Below are 18,092 nucleotides of genomic sequence, written 5' to 3' on the forward strand. Positions count from 1 at the left end.
AAGAACATCATGAGCGACAACACCAACACCACCGTCGAGCAGTTGCTGGCCCGATCGAACCGCCTCGGGTCCGATCCGAAGAACACCAACTACGCCGGCGGCAACACCTCCGCCAAGGGCTCCGAGATCGACCCGGTCACCGGGGAGAGCGTCGAGCTGTTGTGGGTCAAGGGGTCCGGCGGTGACCTCGGCACCCTCACCGAGAAGGGTTTGGCCGCACTGCGACTGGACCGGATGCGGGCCCTCGTCGACGTCTACTCGGGCGTCGAGCGAGAGGACGAGATGGTCGCCGCGTTCGACTACTGCCTGCACGGCAAGGGCGGTGCCGCCCCCTCGATCGACACCGCCATGCACGGTCTCGTCGACGCCGCCCATGTCGATCACCTGCACCCCGATTCCGGCATCGCGATCGCCACCGCCAAGGACGGCGAACAGCTCACCAAGACCATCTTCGGCGACAAGGTCGTGTGGGTGCCGTGGCGGCGGCCCGGCTTCCAGCTCGGACTCGACATCGCCGAGGTCAAAGACGCCCACCCCGATGCCATCGGCACTATCCTCGGCGGCCACGGCATCACCGCCTGGGGCACCACCAGCGACGAGGCCGAAGCCAACTCGAAGTGGATCATCGACACCGCGCAGGCGTACCTCGATCAGCACGGATCCGCCGCACCGTTCGGCGGTGTCGTCGACGGGTTCACCGCCCTGCCCGCAGACGAGCGGCGCGCCAAGGCCGCCGCGCTGGCGCCGCACCTGCGCAAGGTGGCCTCCCGCGACAAGGCGATGGTCGGGCACTTCAGTGATTCCGACGTCGTCCTCGAGTTCCTCGCCAGCGAAAAGCTGGGCCCGTTGGCCGAACTCGGCACCTCCTGCCCGGACCACTTCCTGCGCACCAAGGTCAAGCCGCTGGTGCTGGACCTGCCCGCCGCCGCGTCCGTCGAGGACGCCGTCGCCCGGCTGGCCGAGCTGCACGAGGCGTACCGGGCCGATTACCAGGCCTACTACGACCGGCACGGCGCGGACTCTCCCACGATCCGCGGCGCCGACCCGGCGATCATCCTGGTCCCCGGCGTGGGCATGTTCTCCTACGGCAAGGACAAGCAGACCGCCCGCGTGGCCGGCGAGTTCTACACCAACGCGATCAACGTGATGCGTGGTGCCGAAGCCGTCTCCGCCTACGCCCCGATCGACGAGAGCGAGAAGTTCCGCATCGAGTACTGGGCGCTCGAGGAGGCGAAACTGCAGCGCATGCCCAAGCCCCGCTCCCATGCCGGCCGGATCGCGCTGGTCACCGGCGCCGCCGGCGGCATCGGCAAGGCCATCGCCACCCGCCTGGCGGCCGAGGGTGCCTGCGTGGTGATCGCCGACCTCGATGCGGACAAGGCCCGGGCCGCCGCCGAGGAGATCGGCACCGCCGACGTCGCGGTCGGTGTCGCGGCCGATGTCACCGACGCCGCCCAGGTTCGTGCCGCCGTCGACGCGACCCTGCTCGCCTTCGGCGGGATCGACCTGCTCGTCAACAACGCCGGCCTGTCCATCTCCAAGCCGCTGCTGGAAACCTCCGAGAAGGACTGGGATCTGCAGCACGACGTGATGGCCAAGGGCAGCTTCCTGATGGCCCAGGCCGCCGCGAAGGCCATGATCGACCAGGAACTCGGCGGTGACATCGTCTACATCTCCTCCAAGAACTCGGTCTTCGCCGGCCCCAACAACATCGCCTACAGCGCGGTGAAAGCCGACCAGGCGCACCAGGTCCGGCTCCTCGCCGCAGAACTCGGCGGCCACGGCATCAAGGTCAACGGCATCAACCCCGACGGCGTGGTCCGCGGGTCCGGCATCTTCGCCGGCGGCTGGGGCGCCCAGCGCGCCGCGGTGTACGGGGTCGAGGAGAACAAGCTCGGTGAGTTCTACGCCCAGCGCACCCTGCTCAAGCGGGAGGTGCTGCCCGATCACGTCGCCAACGCCGCCGCGCTGATCACCTCCGACGAATTCAGTCACACCACCGGTCTGCACATCCCCGTCGACGCCGGCGTCGCCGCCGCCTTCCTCCGGTAAACCCCATGCCTGCCAGAGTTTTCGGTGCCGTCGACATCGGCGCCTCCAGTGGCCGGGTGATCGCCGGGGTGGTCGACGGCGGCCGCACCACCCTGCACACCGTGCACCGCTTCACCAACGGAGTCCGCGAACGGGACGGGCATCTGCGCTGGAACATCACCGGCCTCTACCGGGAGGTGCTTACCGGTCTGCGGGCCCTCGCGGTCGGGTTCCCGGAGGTCGAATCGATCGGCATCGACACCTGGGCGGTGGACTACGGACTGCTCGACGGCGACGGGAACCTGCTCGCCGAACCGATCTCCTACCGGGACGACCGCACCGATGCGGTGATCGACGCCGTCCACGACCGCATCGACCCGCAGGCCCTGTATGGGATCAACGGCCTGCAATACCTGCCGTTCAACACCATGTACCAACTCGTCGCCGAGCAGAAGTCGCAGCTGTGGGACCGGGCCGCGCACATCGTGCTGCTGCCGGATCTGCTGGCGTACTGGCTCACCGGCGAGCTGCGGACCGAGACGACGAACGCCTCCACGACCGGTCTGCTCGACGTGCGCACCGGAACCTGGTCGCGGGAACTGCTCACCCGTCTCGACATCCCGCGGTCGCTACTGCCGCCGCTGCAGCAGCCGGGCAAACAGCGCGGGATACTGCGGGCAGAGCTGGCGGACTGCACCGGGCTTTCGCAGTCGACGGCGGTGACAACGGTCGGCTCCCACGACACCGCATCGGCGGTGGCCGCAGTCCCGGCCACGGACACCCGATTCGCCTACATCTCCAGCGGCACCTGGTCGCTCGCCGGTGTCGAACTCGCCGCCCCGGTGCTGACCGAGGACGCCCGCCGCGCCAATTTCACCAACGAGGGCGGCGTCGACCGGCGCACCCGCTTCCTCCGCAATGTCGGGGGCCTGTGGCTGCTCCAGGAATCCCTGCGCACCTGGACCGACGAGGGACGCAACCCGGAGCTGAACGCCTTGCTTGCCGAGGCCGCGACAATCCCCGCCGGCGGACCGGAAGTCGATGTCGACGACGCCGAGTTCATCCGCCCCGGCGACATGCCCACCCGGATCTGCACGGCCGCGGGACTGCCGTCGTCGACGAGCCCGGCCAAGGTGGTCCGCTGCATCCTCGACTCACTGGCCACCGCGTACCGCGACACCGTCCGCGAGGCGGTCGCACTGACCGGGGCGGAGGTGGAGGTGATCCATATCGTCGGAGGCGGTTCCCAGAACGCGCTGCTGTGCCAGCTGACGGCCGACCGAACCGGACTGCCCGTCATCGCCGGCCCCATTGAAGCGACCGCACTCGGGAACGTCCTGGTCCAGGCCCGCGCCCACGGGGCTGCACCGGACACCCTCGAAGACATCCGCAGTATGTTGGCGCAGACCCAGCGAACTCGGCGATACAAGCCATTCCGCCGACCGACTGTCACCACCGGAACATCGGCAACCGGCTGTCGTTGGCCGCTTCGCAATTTGGTCGAATGAGCGGCGTAGCTCGCACGTCGACGGCATGCGGGTGCGCGACACCGGCATCACGATTGCGTTCGTGCCCCTCGCGAGCCCGAGCATCTCCGACGGAGTCGGGGAGCGTGCCGCGACACGACACGACCCGAGCAAAAGCCATCGCCTCGGCGACAGGTTGATTACACCATCCACCTCTTAGATAGCGGAGTTGACAATGACCGAATGGAATATCGGCGCCCCGCTGCCACCCGTCGCAGGTGGCGGGCCGACACGAAGCAAGGCGGAACTCAATCGACAAGTGCGCCGGTACGCAACCGAACGTCGGCGAGACATTCGACGACGACGGATAAGACCCAGCATCGACCGACAGGCCCGCGCCCGCGAATCGTCCGACATCATCGCACTGGCTCGTATCTGGATTCCGTACGGTGGCGTACCCGCCGAGCTGATCTTTGAACGATTCGGGATTGTTGAGCACGATTTTCTCGAGAGATTGTGGAAAGCGGCCGAGACCACGGGCTGTGCATCCGATCTCGTTCGAGAGTTGTCTTCGGTCTACCCGCGTCACACGAAACCGGACGATTAGGGCGATTCCAGCGACGGTGCGCCTGGGACAAATGATGACCTTCTTGCTCGCCCCGCCGTCGCACCGTCGCCGCAGGAATCGCAGTACTCGACGTCCCGGGGGATCCATGTTCACGATGCCGGTCGTGTCCTTGCTGTCCGTGTTCATCACCTTCCTCGTGGGACATGAAAAGCCCTGAGAAGTGCATTTGCGACGTCCGGCATCAAGTAGGCCGCCGGAACTAGTGGGCACGAGGACTGTGTGAAGCGGTATCACCGACAGTGACGCCAAGAATGGCCTTGAATCGACGATTCAAAGCCATTTTCAGCTTGACGGGAACGTCTCTACGTAAGGGACTCGGTACGGGGTGATCCGCTGAAAAATGCGGCTGCTCTCGCGAGACTGGTACCGGTGAGACCAGGTTCGCAGTCGGCCTTCCCTACGGAGCGCTCAACTGTACGGAAATACAAGTGTGGGTGTGAGTGTCATGATTCTTCAGCGAAGAACGTCGTCGGAGATGAACGGTACTGAGAGGTCGCTCAGACGAGGAAGTCCCTCACAGTCACCCGGCACCGCCACCGCGAGTGCGCCGACGCGGACAGCCGTTTCCAGACGGCCCTCGGGAGAGGAGTTGTTCAGGCGTTCGGTGAGGTAGCCGGCGACGAATGCGTCGCCGGCACCGACGGTGTCGATGGCGTGCACGGCGTATGCATCGCGTCGGTGGCGCTGTCCGTCGATTACTGCGGTGGCGCCGTGGGCGCCGTTCTTGATGATCGCTTCCTTCGGCCCGAGCGCAGTCAGCGCGGTGGCGAGTTCGACGGCGGTTGCGCCGGCTCCGATTCCGAGAACCAGTTGGGCTTCGTCCGGTCCGGCGAAGAGGATGTCGGCTCGGGAGGCGAGATTACGCAGGGTGGGGGCGGCGGCCTCGGGATCCCAGAGTTTGCGGCGGTAGTTGATGTCGACGGAGATGAGAACCCCGGCGGTGCGTGCGATGTTTATCGCGGCGAGCACGGTGTCGGCGGCGGTGGCGCTCAGGGCGGGAGTAATACCTGTGACGTGCAGGATCGCCGACTGTCGGATCGCGTCGTCGGGGACGTCGTCAGGGCTGATCCGCGAGGCGGCGCTGTGGTGGCGGTGGTAGTCCAGGTGCCCGGCGTGGGCGAAGCGGTGGTGCTTGATCATCACGCCGGTGGGGCTGCTTTCGTCGCGGACTGCGAGCGTCGTGACTTGTTCTGCGCGGAGGCGTCGTTCGATCATGTCACCGGTAGCGTCGGTACCGACGCGGCCGAACCAGGTGGCTGAACCACCGAGGCGGGCGACGCCGATCGCGACGTTGGACTCGGCGCCGCCGATGCCGTACCGGAACTGGCGCGACATTTCCAGCGGCCCGACGTCCAGGGCGGTGAGCAAGCCCATCGTCTCGCCGAACGTGATCAATCCCCCTCCTCCGCTTGGCGTCGGGGAGGTGGGTTCAAGCGAGATCGTCATGGTGCACTCCTCATTCTGTCGACGGATCTATCGGCGACGATGTGCCTTCCGGGAATCGGCGGGGGTCATCGTTCTAGCGGCCGAGCCAGCCTCCGTCGACGGGCAGTGTGATGCCGGAAACGTAGTCGGAGGCCGGACTTGAGAGGAACACCGCAACACCGGCCAGGTCGGTGGCCTTCCCCCATCTGCCCGCAGGGATACGGTCGAGGATCGCGCTGCTTCGCTCGGGATCGTCCTGCAGTGCCCGGGTGTTGTCCGTGGCTATGTAGCCGGGTGCGATGGCATTGACGTTGACACCCTGGCTTGCCCATTCGTTGGCCAGTGCCTTGGTCAGCCCGGCGATCGCGGACTTCGAGGCCGTGTAGCCGGGGACGTTGATCCCGCCCTGGAAGCTCAGCAGTGACGCGGTGAAGATAATCTTGCCAGAGCCGCGTGCGAGCATTGACCGTCCGACGGCCTGGCTGAGCACGAACTGGCTGTCGAGGTTGACGGTAAGGACCCGATCCCACATGTCCAGGGGGTGTTCGGCGGCCGGTGTCCGTTCGATGGTTCCGGCGTTGTTCACCAGAATGTCGATGGTTTCGGTCGCCAATTCGGCGGCCAGGTCGAGTACGGCATCACGGTCTGCGAAGTCGACCTGGTGGGCGGTGAACTTTCCGCCGACCGCTTCGACCCGTTGCTGCACAAGACTTCCGACGGGCTCGAGGGTCGCGCTGACACCGATGATGTCGGCGCCGGCTGCGGCCAGCGCCTCGGCGATCGCAAGTCCGATGCCGCGCTTCGCTCCGGTCACGACCGCGGTTCTCCCGGTCAAATCGAACATCGGATTCGTCATTTCCGACCTCCGGAGGCGACGTCGATCAGAACCTTCATGGCACGTCCGCTCTCGAGTTCGGAGAACGCCGCGGCGGTGCGGGTGATGGGCTGGATGCTGCTGATCAGTGCGTCGGCCGGAACGATCCCGGCGTCGAGAAGCTCGATGGCACGTTCGAAGTCGCTGCGTTCGTACACCCGCGCCCCCAGGATTCGGAGCTCGCGCCAGAACACCCGCTGCAGGTCGACCGGGCGTGGCTGGGGGTGGATGGCGACGACGACGATGGTTCCGCGTACTTTCACCAGTTCCGTCGATCCTAGAACGGCGGCGGCCGCGCCGGACACCTCGAAGGCGACGTCCGCGCCCGTGTGTCCGGTCCACTCGTTCACCCAGGCGGCTTGATCGGTGGTTGTCGGGTCGAGAACGTCGAACCCCAGTTCCGCGACAGCTGCGCGACGCCGGGGATCCACTTCGATGACGACGATGTCGGCTCCGCTGTGTCGGGCGACGGTGGCGATCAGGACGCCGATCGGCCCGCCTCCGATCACCACGACACGGTCGCCCGGTGACACCTCGGCGCGGCGGACGTCGTGGACGGCGACGGCGACCGGTTCCACCAGCGCGGCGTGGTCGAGTCGCAGACTGTCCGGCAGCGTCACCAGTACGTCGGCGTCGACATTCCAGAATCGTTGCAGCGCTCCGGGAGAGTCGATGCCGACGAAGTTCAGATTGTGGCAGAGGTGGTGGTGGCCGGCGATGCACGCCGGGCAGGTTCCGTCCCAGTCCAGCGGCATGACCGTGACGCGGTCACCCACGCTCCACCGGTCGACCCCCTCCCCGACTGCGGCTACCACGCCGCTCATCTCGTGGCCGACGACGGCCGGCATCGTGACGCGGGCGTCCATGTGCCCGTGCAGGATGTGCAGATCCGTTCCGCAGATGCCGGCGTACGCGACCTCGACCTGTACCTGACCGGCGTGCACCGGTTCAGGATCCTGCTCTCGTATCTCGATCTTGTGGGCACCCACATAGCTGACCGTCAGCACGGGGCCTCCTTTCGCTTGGGGTTCCTCATGATTCTCGCGCGATACATCTGATGTCAAGATGAAGGATCGCGACGAAGATTGGCGTCGAAGTGCATTTATATCCGATCGTCACACACCCTGTCGAGCCGTTGCTCACAATTCATCTGATCTATACACTGACAAATACCTCGGTATCACTCGGCGGACTTGTACCGCGCGAGCGGACCTTTCCCCTACCCGATTCGGGAGTGACATGACCACGATCATTGGCGTCGACGCCATCGACCTACGTTTTCCAACGTCCCTGAGCCTCGATGGATCGGACGCGATGAACAAAGACGGCGACTACTCGGCCGCGTATGTGGTCATCACGACCGATGATCCTCACCTGTCGGGCTTCGGATTCACCTTCACGATCGGTCGCGGCAACGACGTGTGCACACTCGCGGCACTGCGGCGTGGTGAGCCGTTGATCGGAATGGACCTGCGTGAGGTCATCGGCGACCTGGGCGGGATATACCGCTACCTGAAGTCGGACTCGCAGATGCGGTGGCTGGGACCGGAAAAGGGTGTCGAGCACCTGGCGATGGCCGCCGTCATGAACGCGGTGTGGGACCTGGCCGCGCGGGCGGCGGGCAAGCCGTTGTGGCGGCTGCTGGTCGATATGTCGCCCGAAGAGTTGGTCGAGGTTGCAGATCTGACCTATCTGTCCGACGTGCTGACCCGTGACGAGGCCGTCGCCCTGCTGTCCGAGCTCGAGGCGACCCGCGCGAATCGCATCGCCACGCTCACCGATACCGGGTACCCCTGCTACACGACGAGTGCCGGCTGGCTCGGGTACTCGGACGACAAACTGCGTCGGCTGTGCCAGGAGGCGGTCGATGCGGGGTACAAGCACATCAAGCTGAAGGTCGGAGCGAACCGCGCGGACGACATCCGACGATTGAGCATCGCGCGGGACGTGATCGGATACGACGCGAATCTGATGATCGACGCCAACCAGGTGTGGGACGTGCCCGAGGCCATCGAGTGGGTGCGGGCATTGGCACAGTTCCAGCCTCTGTGGATCGAGGAACCGACCAGTCCCGACGACATCCTCGGGCACGCCGCAGTACGGAAGGCCGTGGCGCCGATCGGGGTGGCCACCGGTGAGCACGGCATGAATCGCGTGCTGTTCAAGCAGATGTTCCAGGCGGAGGCTATCGACTTCTGCCAGCTGGACTCGGCCCGGCTCGCCAGCGTCAACGAGATCCTCGCGGTCTATTTGATGGCGAAGAAGTTCGGCGTCCCGGTATGCCCCCACGCGGGCGGGGTCGGTCTGTGCGAACTGGTGCAACACCTTTCGATCTTCGACTATGTCGCGGTGTCGGGCTCACTGGACGGACGGGTCACGGAGTACGTCGACCACCTGCATGAGCATTTCGTCGAACCCTGCGTCGTCCGCAACGGTGCGTATGTCCTTCCCACGGCAGCGGGATACAGCGCGGAAATCTACAGCAGCACCATCGACGAGTTCGCGTTCCCGAACGGCAGTTACTGGTCGGGCCGGTCTCACGCCGTCGCGCACTCCGCATCCGTGTCCAGCTGAGTTGCCAGATACTGCTCGACTCCGAGCGAACGCATGCTCAGCGTGCGTCCGTGAGTCGACGTTCTCCTCGTGCGGGGCCCGCCAAGTGCGGGCCCCGCACGGTCGTATGCCGTCCCCACAGATCTACCGCAGCACCATCGACGAGTTCGCGTTCCCGAACAGCAGTTACCGGCGGGCCGGCCTCAGGCCGTCGCGCACTCCGCATCCGTGTCCAGCTGAGTTGCCAGATACTCCTCGACTCCGAGCAGATGCACCCCCATCCGCAGCCGGGCGGCATCCGGGTCTCGTGCCGTGAGCGCCGACAGGATTGCCTGATGCTCCGCGTGCGTCCGCGATTCGACGCCCTCCTCGTGCAGCGCCCGCCACGTGCGGGCCCGCACCGTGCGGCTGGCCAGACCCTCGATGAGCGCACACAGCGTGGGGTTTCCCGATGCCCGCGAGATGATTCGGTGGAACGTGACGTCCGCTTCCATCACGGCTTGATGATCGACATCCTCCTGCGCGATCATCGTCTCCATTCCTGACAGGATGTCAGCGGCTGCACTCAACTCGGCGTCGCTGATGCGCAGGGCCGCACGGCCCGCCGCCTCCACTTCGAGCACCCGGCGCACACTCATCAGGTCGATGACGTTGCCGGGCCGTTGTAGATCCACCAGGACAGCCAACGGCCCTAGCAGCGTGGCCGGATCCAGTGCGGTGACATAGGTGCCGTCGCCCTGCCGTGTTTCCAGCACACCCATCAGGACAAGCGCCCGCACCCCCTCGCGCAGCGACCCCCTGGAGACCCGCAATTCCTCGGCCAGATCCTTCTCGACCGGAAGACGCGATCCCGCCGAGAGAGCGCCGCTGGTGATCATGTTCTTGATCCCGTCGATCACGACTTCCGACTGCGACCGACTAGCGGGTTGCGCGGGCACATGCTGAGTGACTGTCATCTGATGATTCTAGCTCGATCGCTCACCGCGACTGCGGGAACACCAGAGGCAGGCAGAAGAAACTCGCGCCTATTTTCGGTCGGGATTCATCGGAAATACGCTCTGCTGCTGACATATACGATACTGAATCTCGGGTGTGCGCTAGCGCCCTCGTTCGGTCGGACGCCGCCGCAATCGGCCGTTTACGAGCAGCGAGCGGATCGCGCACTCCGATGACTGTGCGCTTCTCGGGCAAGAACGCATCAGCACGGAACGCAGAAATCCCGGTGGGGACGACCTACACAATGTCTGTGCGTCGTCTCCACCGGGACCACAAAGAGCGTCTACGAGGCGGACGTCACGGCATCGCGGCCGTTGGTCGACTCGGCCTCGGGCCGGTACGCGGGTCGGCGGATCATCTGCGACCCGATGATGGCCGCGACGGTCGCGAATCCAACCAGGATCCACAGCAGCGCCGCGGGGTTGGAGTTCGCGATCGTTGGCGTGACCACAGCGAATCCAGCGCACGCGAAACGCGAGACCGAGTACGTCAGCCCCTGGACGGTGGCGCGGGCGTTGACCGGAAAGCCTTCCTGGGTCGTGACCTTGTAGAGGGCCTCGCCTGCGAAGGGGTTGAACAGCATGTAGATCGCGAGCAGGGCGATCATCGCGGCCAGGACGGCGCCACCGGTGACGGCGCCGATGGCCATCGCGACTATCTGCAGGCAGGCGCCGACGTAGAACATGGGACGCCGGAATCTCGTGTCCGCGATCCGCACGAAGACGATGCCGCTGAGCATCGCCAGGATCGATGCCCCGAACGACAAGCCCGTGGCCACCGCCTGGGATGTGTCACTGACCGTGACCAACAGGTAGGCCTTGAACTGGCCTATGGTGTTCGCCATCAGATTCCATGCCAGATAGAACCCGCCGGTCAGGGCGATCGTGCCGAGGAAGCGCCGGTTCGAGAAGAGGGACCGCAGGGGGAACGCGTGGTCGGAGTCGACGGTCGGGTCGGAACTGTCGGTGTTTTGCACCGCGCGCGCTTCGAGTTCGCGGAGGTTCGAACTGAACACCCGGATCGTCCAGGTGATGGCGCCGAGGACGGCGAGGTGCACAAAGAGCATCCGGATGCCGAACAGGCCTCGGTCGGAGACCGCGAATCCGAGGGCGGTGACGACGACGGCACCGGCGCTCCACATCACCTGGGTGAAGGCGACGAGCCGTCCGCGGGCCTGCTCGGGGGCGAGCTCGGACACCACCGCGACCGAGGTGGGGAGGTCCGCGCCCGCTGCGAGGCCGGCAATCACCACACCGGTCACGATCATGACCGGCCCCTGGGCGAACGCGATCAGCACGATGCCGATGACGTACAGGAAGATGTCGATGTTGAACACTCGGCGCCGGCCGAGCAGGTCTGCGATCCGGCCGCCGAACAACGCGCCGATGGCGATGCTGAAGGTGAGGGCGCCGCTGATCACTCCCAGAGTGAGGGGGTCGATCCCGAAGCTCTCCTTCCACGTCGCCAGACTGAGGCCGACGGTGACGATGACGCCTGCGTCGAGATACGACGCCATGCCCGCCACGACCGCGAGGCCCCAGAGCCGTCGGTCGATACTCCGTGGTGTGGTTCGATTGATCATGGGTGAAACTCCTCGTCGAACGGCTTGTCGTGTACCCGGGCCCTCGCGGGCTACGCCGGGATCGTTGTCTGAATAGGGTGGAATCCCTGAGGCTCTCGGTCGAGAGTCCCGGATTCGACGCCGAAGTGGTGGCGCCCGCCGGCAACACGTTGCGGCTCACGCCCTGGAAGGTCGATTTCGGCGGTGACGCCGTCCGGCACGGTGACATCGACGTCGAGATCCCCGGTCGGGATAAGTCGCCATGCCACCGAAAGGTGTCCGTGCGGGGTGTCGAGGGAGGTCTCCGCCCAGGTGAGACCGCCACCGGGACGGGGCGCGATCCGCACCGCGGAGTAGCCCGGTTCTACGGGGGCGATCCCGCCGATCACGCGGTGCATCCAGTCGGCCACCGCACCGAGTGCGTAGTGGTTGAAGCTGGTCATCGAACCGGGGTTGATGCTGCCATCGGGCAGCATCGAGTCCCACCGTTCCCAGATCGTGGTGGCACCCATCGTCACCGGGTACAGCCAGGACGGGCACTGCCGCTGGAGAAGCATGCGGTAGGCGTCGTCCAGGTGCCCCGTCGCGGCGAGCGCCTCACACAGGTGCGGGGTTCCGGCGAATCCGGTGGAAATCCGGTAGTCGTCCTCGGCAACCAGTTCGGCGAGGCGATCGCCGGCGCGCTGACGACCTGTGTCGTCGAGCAGGTCGAAGCAGATCGCCAGCGCGTACCCGGTGGCGGCGTCGCTGTGGATGCGACCGTCGGCGGTGACGTAATTCCGGTTGAACGCCTCCCGGGTGCGCTCGGCGAGTGCCGCGAATTCTTCGGCATCCGTGAGGTGCCCGAGCAGTGTCGCGACATCGGTGACGATCCGGGCGGTCCGATACAGGCAGGCCGTCGCGACCACTCCCTTGTCGACCTTTGAGCGGCCGGGCTCGTTGGGCGGTGCGGTCGGGTCCAGCCAGTCACCGAATTGATGACCCGTGTCCCACAGTCCGGTGTCGGAGAGCATGGTCTCGACCCGGCGGAGGTGGGCGGTCATGGCGCCATAGGACTCTCGCAGCACGGTGTCGTCGCCGTAGGCCTGCCAGAGCGCCCAGGGAACCCAGGCGGCCGCGTCGCTCCAGATCGCGGTCGTGACGGGTGTCGGCGTGCCTTCCGGCGGACCGACGTACTTGAGGACGTCGGGCACGACATAGGCGACCTGTCCGTCGGCCGCGCGCTGCTCGGCGTCGAGATCGCGGAACCAGTCGCGCAGGAAATTCTTCACATCGAAGAGGAACGCCCCGGTGGGGGTGAACACGGAGATGTCGCCGGTCCAGCCGAGCCGCTCGTCGCGTTGCGGACAATCGGTCGGCAGGTCGAGGAAGTTCCCTCGCGCACCCCACACGACGTTGCGGTGCAACTGGTTGAGCAGATCGTCGGAACAGGTGAAGCGGCCGATGCGGCGTAGGTCGGAGTGCACCGCGACCGCGATCAGCGACTCATCCAACAACTGTCCCGCCGGCCACCCGTCGACCTCGACATACCGGAACCCGTGAAACGTCAGGGTCGGCTCGAACTCGTCGCCGCCGCCGCTGAGCACGAACCGGTCCGTCGCTTCGGCCTTACGGAGCGGCCGCGTACCCAGTTCCCCGTTCTCGAGAACTTCCGCGTGCCGCAGCGTCACCGTGGAGCCGGCGTCGCCGCGCACGCGGCAGCGCACCCAGCCCACTAGATTCTGGCCGAAGTCCACGAGGGTGCGGCCGGACGGTGACGTCCACACCCTCACGGGGTGCAGCTCTTCCTGGCGCCGCACCACCGGGCCCACGTAAGGGGTGAGTGTCGCGGTGTCGAATTCCTGGGCGTGCACGCCGCCCCAACCGTCCGAGGTGAAACCCGCACGTTGCCAGGAACTGTCTCGAAGTCGTGCGTCGATCGCCTGCCCGCCGTAGAGGTTGTTGGCCGTGACCGGCGACGGGCCGGCCTGCCAGCTCTCGTCGGTGGTCACGATCTGGCGGTGACCGTCGGCGAAGGTGATTTCAAGCTGTGCGTAGGCACCGAGTTCCGGACCGTAAGTGGCTTGCCCCCAAGAACATCCGACACCGCTGCGGTACCAGCCGTTACCGAGTTCGATGCCGAGGACGACGGTTCGGCTGCGGCCCGAACTGTCGGCGGACGTCGAACGCAGCAGGCCCGTGACGTCGTAGCTGCGGTACCGCAGTCGCCACTCGTAGCTGGTCCAGCCCGGGCTCAGGACATCGTCCGACACGGGAGTGCCATCGATCGACGCAGTGAACACGCCGCGCGCAGTCGCGTACAACACCGCGTCCGCCACGTCACCGTGGCCGGGCTCCAGGCCGACCTCGCGCCGCAGGATCGGTGCCCCGGAGTAGTCCTCGTCCGGTCCGATCATGGTCGCGCGCCATTCGGACGGCGCGGAGGGCGCCTTTCGCCCGGTCTGATTCATTTGATGACTCCTTCGTCGCAGGCCGGTCGCGCTGGATCGCGGCTGTCGGATGGGCCGCCCGACGCGATCCAACCGGCATATATCTGATGAATTAGGTAGAGACTAGCATCACAGCCCGGATTTGCCCAGATTAATGTCACATTGATCAGATGAATGACTTGTTCGGGTCGATCAGGCAGCCGCGCCGACGATTCGGAGGCCGGACTGCGCCCGCGGGCCCATCGCCCCACCTGCCACGTAGGTGATCACCACGGTCACCCATCCACCCACTTTGCACCCGAGGGCCGTGGGAGCGCTCGATGAGTCCGCGGAGCTGGCCATCGCACGGCGGGACTGGCACCCGTGATGTAGTCCCGAGTTTGATCGAGCACCCCAACACGCAGCCACAAGGCCTGCTCACCCCGCAGGGACCCGGCTTCCTGTGGGCCGCCGCCGACACCGTCATGCTGGTCGGCGTCCGCACTCCGGAGATGAAGATCCTCGAGATGCCGCTGATCGATTTCTTCTCCCGCGGTGGATCGTTGAAGTCGTCGTGGTACGGCGACTGCCTGCCCGAACGCAACATCCCGACGCTGGTCGACCTGTATCAGCAGGGCCGTCTGCCGCTGAAGAAATTCGTCAGCGAACGTATCGGTCTCGACGAGGTCGAGAATCTCGTCCACCAGCGGAACGGCCGCACCGGGCAAAGCCAGGATCGAGCTCCCCGGCGCTCGCTCGAGTCCGGCGCCAACCGGCTGTGCCCTGGGCGAGGCAACCGCCGGTCATGCGGCGATTACCCTGAGCTGATGGCTGCAATCCCCGATTCCACCGTGCGCACGAACACCGCGGTGCCCGGCCTCGCGAGCACGTTCGCCGACGAGCTGGGCGCCCTGACGGTGCCGTGGCAGGGCGCCCCTGTGCCGGACCCCACCATGCTCGTGCTCAATGAGCAGCTCGCGGCGTCGCTGCGGTTGGACGTCCACGCACTGCGAAGCGGGGACGGGGTCGGCGTCCTGTCCGGATCGGCGGCACCGACCGGGGCAAAACCGGTAGCGATGGCATATGCGGGCCATCAGTTCGGCGGATATGTGCCGCTCCTCGGAGACGGTCGGGCGTTGCTGCTCGGCGAACTGACCAATGGTGACGGTCAGCACGTGGATCTGCACCTCAAGGGCTCGGGGCGAACACCGTTCTCCCGGGGCGGCGACGGCTTCGCGGTCATCGGCCCCATGCTGCGTGAATACCTCGTCAGCGAGGCCATGTACGCCCTCGGCATCCCCACCACCCGCGCACTGTCGGTGATCGCGACGGGCCGGCCCGTTCACCGAAACGGTACCGAGCCCGGCGCCGTGCTCGCCCGAGTCGCGGCCAGCCACCTACGGGTCGGCACGTTCGAATACGCAGCGCGGCAAGGCGATCTGCTGCAACCGCTCGCCGACTACGCGATCGCCCGCCACTACCCGAAGCTGATCGAACTGCCGGCGAACGGTGACGGCAACCGCTACCTGACATTCCTCGAGGCCGTCGTCGAGGCGCAAGCGTCACTGGTGGCACGGTGGATGCTCACCGGTTTCGTGCACGGGGTGATCAACACCGACAACACGACCATCTCCGGGGAGACCATCGACTACGGTCCGTGCGCCTTCCTCGACACCTACGACCCGGCAGCGGTGTTCAGTTCGATCGACCACGGCGGCCGCTATGCGTTCGGTAACCAACCCGCCGTCCTGAAATGGAATCTGGCGCGCTTCGCCGAAACGCTGCTCACGTTGATCGACCAGACGCCCGATGACGCGATCACCGCGGCATCGGCAGTCCTCGACACATTCGACGAGCGTTACGACGGCCACTACGCAGCCGGCATGGCAGTCAAGCTCGGTATGGCCGGCACACCCCTCGAGCCATTACTGATCGACGACCTTCTGACGATGATGAAAGACCACGGCGTCGACTGGACCAGTGGTTTCCGTGCCCTCGCGGACGAACTACGCGGAAATTCGGCACCACTCGACGGCCTCGCACCGCGCGAGCACACCGAGCCGTGGTTGCAACGCTGGCGCAGCGCCCTGACCCACCACGGGCGCGGGGCCGCGGAGACCGCGGACGCGATGGACCGCGTCAACCCGCTCTACATCCCACGCAACCATCAACTCGACGCTGCGTTGCGGGCCGCGACCGACGGTGAACTCGCCCCATTCGAGAAACTACTGGAGGTCGTCACCCATCCGTTCGACCGCCGCGACGAATGGTCCGACTACACCACACCCGCCCCGCCGTCATTCAGCCAAACATTCCAAACTTTCTGCGGCACATAATCACTAGGACGAATACACTCGCAATCCGACAGGACCGCACCGTTCACACGGCGGCGCCGGGCCCTTGAAGTAGTTCGACGTCGCCAGCGTGCATCGACTCGCCGCAGTGTGCGCAGTGCAGGTCGGCTGTGCTGATCTCGCCGCACGCGTGGTGGCGGTAGAGGACGGGTGGGCCCGCCTCCCCCGCGAGCCAGTTGTCGCCCCAGGTGGCCATTGCCATCAGAACGTCGAGGAGTTGGATGCCCTTCTCCGTCAGGACGTATTCGTACCGCGGCCGTCGGTCGTAGGGCCGGCGCTCGAGCACTCCGCGCTCCACGAGGTGGCTGAGTCGTTCGGTCAGGACCTTGCGCGAGATGCCCAGGTCGGCCTGAATCTGCTCGAATCGGGTGAATCCGGCCCACACGTCACGCAGGATCAGCGGCGACCAGGGCTCCCCGATGACGTCGAGCGTTCGCGCGATCGAGCACGCCATCCCACCGAAATCTGTGCGTTGCATGGAACCAGTCTAACAATCGGAGTTCCCTCAAGGAACTCACACTGCTACGCTCATGGAGTCTCCTGAAGGAACTCCGAAAGGAACGGAGTCCTGGCCGCAGCCGGGGAAGCCGGCCTCGCAACCTGCGCGCCCCCACGACGTCGGCCTCGCGCCGGCAACCTCAGATGAAGGAGCAGATCCATGCTTGATCCCGACGTGCGCCGCATACTCGACGGCACCTCGATCGCTCACCTCGCCACCACCCTCCCCGACGGCTCGCCCCATACCGTTCCCCTCTGGATCGGCGCGCACGGCGACCGAATCGTCTTCCTCACCGGTCCCGGGTCACGCAAGGCACGCAACCTGCGCCGCGACCCGCGGGCGGCGCTGTCCATCGCGCCCGTGGACAACCCGTTCAAGCCCGTCGTCGTCCGCGGGCGGGTGGTCGAATGGCTCGACGGCGATGCCGCGTGGGAGATCATCGACGAGCTGTCCACGAAGTACACGGGTGCGCCGTACCCCCGAGAGGAAGAGCGCGTCGTCGCCGTGATCGAGCCCGAGCGACAGACCGTCGGCGTCGGCTGAGCCGATCACCGATACTCGCTCATCCCGGTGGTGCGCCGTCCCGGCGCTTCAGCGTCGCGGTCAGGCCCGCCAGAAGAATGTCGACCCCGCGTTCGAGTTCGGCGGCGCCGTCGTAGGACGCCAGCACCGGCGCCAGACCTCGCAGGAGCGGGAATTCACCGATCGGCAGACGGTGCAGTCCGAGGCGCAGGAGGTCGTCGGATTCGTCGGGCCGCTCGACGAGTTCCTGCAGTTCGTTGAGGATGTGGCCATAGAGGAAACCGAACAACGCCCGATAGACGTGCAGGGCGTCGGCGTCGGTGAAACCCGCCCCGGTCAGCAGGGTCAGGATGTCCTCGAGGGGGCGCAGGGTGCCGAGCGGCCTGAGCCCGAGCGGCGTCGACAGCGGCCGGGTGACCAGGAGCGGCACCACCTGCGGATGAGCGAGGGCCAGTCGGCGGAAGCCCCGCGCGACCTCCCGTAGTTGAGTGGCCCAGTCGCCGTCCCCGGTATCGACCTCCAGTTCGTCGAGTACCCGCTCGGCGAGACCGTCGAGCAACGCGGCCTTGTTCGGGGCGTGGCGGTACAGCGCCATCGGGTCGCGGCCGAGCGCCTTACCGAGGCGACGCATGGACAGCCCGTCGATTCCGTCCCGGTCGACGATCGCGAGCGCTGCTTCGAGTATCCGCTCCCGGGTGATCGGGCCGCCGTCGGAGTGGGTCGAACGACGTTCGGGCTCATCGGCCATCACGACACCTCCACCAACACTGTAGGC

Annotated in this window: 14 protein-coding genes; 6 read left to right on the forward strand and 8 right to left on the reverse strand. The window is 66.2% G+C overall.

The window, feature by feature from the left end:
• Nucleotides 1–9 precede the first annotated feature (9 nt).
• The 3 genes from JWS14_RS17390 to JWS14_RS17400 all read left to right on the forward strand — a co-directional run bounded on the left by JWS14_RS17390 (nucleotide 10) and on the right by JWS14_RS17400 (nucleotide 4,104).
• Entirely contained in the window at nucleotides 10–2,052 is a 2,043-nt protein-coding gene (locus JWS14_RS17390) for a bifunctional aldolase/short-chain dehydrogenase (RefSeq protein WP_206013914.1), read from the forward strand.
• Between the two features lie 5 nt (nucleotides 2,053–2,057).
• On the forward strand, nucleotides 2,058–3,539 hold the full coding sequence (locus JWS14_RS17395) for a rhamnulokinase (protein WP_206013915.1): 1,482 nt from the start codon (nucleotides 2,058–2,060) through the stop codon (nucleotides 3,537–3,539).
• A 187-nt stretch (nucleotides 3,540–3,726) separates the two neighbouring features.
• Complete coding sequence (locus tag JWS14_RS17400) at nucleotides 3,727–4,104, forward strand: hypothetical protein (protein ID WP_206013916.1); 378 nt, start codon at nucleotides 3,727–3,729, stop codon at nucleotides 4,102–4,104.
• 474 nt (nucleotides 4,105–4,578) lie between these two features.
• On the opposite strand, the gene JWS14_RS17405 is transcribed toward JWS14_RS17400, so the two are convergent.
• From JWS14_RS17405 to JWS14_RS17415, 3 genes are all read right to left on the reverse strand, one after another.
• Nucleotides 4,579–5,571, reverse strand: coding sequence for a sugar kinase (locus JWS14_RS17405; protein WP_206013917.1), 993 nt, complete (start codon nucleotides 5,569–5,571; stop codon nucleotides 4,579–4,581).
• Nucleotides 5,572–5,644: 73 nt separating this feature from the next.
• Nucleotides 5,645–6,406 carry an SDR family oxidoreductase gene (locus JWS14_RS17410; RefSeq protein ID WP_206013918.1) on the reverse strand — a complete coding sequence of 254 codons (762 nt, stop codon included), beginning with the start codon at nucleotides 6,404–6,406 and terminating at the stop codon, nucleotides 5,645–5,647.
• Nucleotides 6,403–7,431, reverse strand: a complete 1,029-nt coding sequence (locus JWS14_RS17415) for a zinc-dependent alcohol dehydrogenase (RefSeq protein ID WP_206013919.1) — start codon at nucleotides 7,429–7,431, stop codon at nucleotides 6,403–6,405. The genes JWS14_RS17410 and JWS14_RS17415 overlap by 4 nt, the downstream gene beginning before the upstream one ends.
• Nucleotides 7,432–7,663: 232 nt before the next feature.
• On the opposite strand from JWS14_RS17415, the gene JWS14_RS17420 reads away from it, so the two are divergent.
• Nucleotides 7,664–8,998: an L-fuconate dehydratase gene (locus tag JWS14_RS17420; protein ID WP_206013920.1), complete on the forward strand. Its 1,335-nt coding sequence runs from the start codon at nucleotides 7,664–7,666 to the stop codon at nucleotides 8,996–8,998.
• Between the two features lie 182 nt (nucleotides 8,999–9,180).
• Here JWS14_RS17420 and JWS14_RS17425 read toward each other — a convergent pair whose 3' ends face one another.
• From JWS14_RS17425 to JWS14_RS17435, 3 genes are all read right to left on the reverse strand, one after another.
• Complete coding sequence (locus tag JWS14_RS17425) at nucleotides 9,181–9,933, reverse strand: FadR/GntR family transcriptional regulator (RefSeq protein WP_206013921.1); 753 nt, start codon at nucleotides 9,931–9,933, stop codon at nucleotides 9,181–9,183.
• A 323-nt stretch (nucleotides 9,934–10,256) separates the two neighbouring features.
• Entirely contained in the window at nucleotides 10,257–11,555 is a 1,299-nt protein-coding gene (locus JWS14_RS17430) for an MFS transporter (RefSeq protein ID WP_206013922.1), read from the reverse strand.
• A gap of 50 nt (nucleotides 11,556–11,605) precedes the next feature.
• Complete coding sequence (locus tag JWS14_RS17435; protein ID WP_241031382.1) at nucleotides 11,606–13,984, reverse strand: alpha-L-rhamnosidase; 2,379 nt, start codon at nucleotides 13,982–13,984, stop codon at nucleotides 11,606–11,608.
• Nucleotides 13,985–14,769: 785 nt separating this feature from the next.
• Here JWS14_RS17435 and JWS14_RS17440 point away from each other — a divergent pair.
• Nucleotides 14,770–16,278: a protein adenylyltransferase SelO gene (locus JWS14_RS17440; RefSeq protein WP_206016074.1), complete on the forward strand. Its 1,509-nt coding sequence runs from the start codon at nucleotides 14,770–14,772 to the stop codon at nucleotides 16,276–16,278.
• A gap of 43 nt (nucleotides 16,279–16,321) precedes the next feature.
• On the opposite strand, the gene JWS14_RS17445 is transcribed toward JWS14_RS17440, so the two are convergent.
• Nucleotides 16,322–16,774 carry a winged helix-turn-helix transcriptional regulator gene (locus JWS14_RS17445; RefSeq protein WP_072946707.1) on the reverse strand — a complete coding sequence of 151 codons (453 nt, stop codon included), beginning with the start codon at nucleotides 16,772–16,774 and terminating at the stop codon, nucleotides 16,322–16,324.
• A 180-nt stretch (nucleotides 16,775–16,954) separates the two neighbouring features.
• On the opposite strand from JWS14_RS17445, the gene JWS14_RS17450 reads away from it, so the two are divergent.
• Nucleotides 16,955–17,338, forward strand: coding sequence for a PPOX class F420-dependent oxidoreductase (locus tag JWS14_RS17450; RefSeq protein ID WP_072946706.1), 384 nt, complete (start codon nucleotides 16,955–16,957; stop codon nucleotides 17,336–17,338).
• A 19-nt stretch (nucleotides 17,339–17,357) separates the two neighbouring features.
• Here the strand turns inward: JWS14_RS17450 and JWS14_RS17455 are convergent, their stop codons facing one another.
• A complete protein-coding gene (locus tag JWS14_RS17455; protein WP_072946705.1) occupies nucleotides 17,358–18,065 on the reverse strand; it encodes a TetR/AcrR family transcriptional regulator C-terminal domain-containing protein in 708 nt (235 codons plus the stop codon).
• Between the last annotated feature and the right edge of the window lie 27 nt (nucleotides 18,066–18,092).

The organism is Rhodococcus koreensis (assembly GCF_017068375.1).
Classification (GTDB): Bacteria; Actinomycetota; Actinomycetes; order Mycobacteriales; family Mycobacteriaceae; genus Rhodococcus_F; species Rhodococcus_F koreensis.

What these genes read in the sequence shown, in the direction of transcription:
- JWS14_RS17390 (WP_206013914.1), top strand. Translation starts at nt 10, where the DNA reads ATGAGCGACAACACCAACACCACCGTCGAGCAGTTGCTGGCCCGATCG.
- JWS14_RS17395 (WP_206013915.1), top strand. Translation starts at nt 2,058, where the DNA reads ATGCCTGCCAGAGTTTTCGGTGCCGTCGACATCGGCGCCTCCAGTGGC.
- JWS14_RS17405 (WP_206013917.1), bottom strand. Translation starts at nt 5,571, where the DNA reads ATGACGATCTCGCTTGAACCCACCTCCCCGACGCCAAGCGGAGGAGGG.
- JWS14_RS17410 (WP_206013918.1), bottom strand. Translation starts at nt 6,406, where the DNA reads ATGACGAATCCGATGTTCGATTTGACCGGGAGAACCGCGGTCGTGACC.
- JWS14_RS17420 (WP_206013920.1), top strand. Translation starts at nt 7,664, where the DNA reads ATGACCACGATCATTGGCGTCGACGCCATCGACCTACGTTTTCCAACG.
- JWS14_RS17425 (WP_206013921.1), bottom strand. Translation starts at nt 9,933, where the DNA reads ATGACAGTCACTCAGCATGTGCCCGCGCAACCCGCTAGTCGGTCGCAG.
- JWS14_RS17430 (WP_206013922.1), bottom strand. Translation starts at nt 11,555, where the DNA reads ATGATCAATCGAACCACACCACGGAGTATCGACCGACGGCTCTGGGGC.
- JWS14_RS17435 (WP_241031382.1), bottom strand. Translation starts at nt 13,984, where the DNA reads ATGAATCAGACCGGGCGAAAGGCGCCCTCCGCGCCGTCCGAATGGCGC.
- JWS14_RS17440 (WP_206016074.1), top strand. Translation starts at nt 14,770, where the DNA reads ATGGCTGCAATCCCCGATTCCACCGTGCGCACGAACACCGCGGTGCCC.
- JWS14_RS17445 (WP_072946707.1), bottom strand. Translation starts at nt 16,774, where the DNA reads ATGCAACGCACAGATTTCGGTGGGATGGCGTGCTCGATCGCGCGAACG.
- JWS14_RS17450 (WP_072946706.1), top strand. Translation starts at nt 16,955, where the DNA reads ATGCTTGATCCCGACGTGCGCCGCATACTCGACGGCACCTCGATCGCT.
- JWS14_RS17455 (WP_072946705.1), bottom strand. Translation starts at nt 18,065, where the DNA reads ATGGCCGATGAGCCCGAACGTCGTTCGACCCACTCCGACGGCGGCCCG.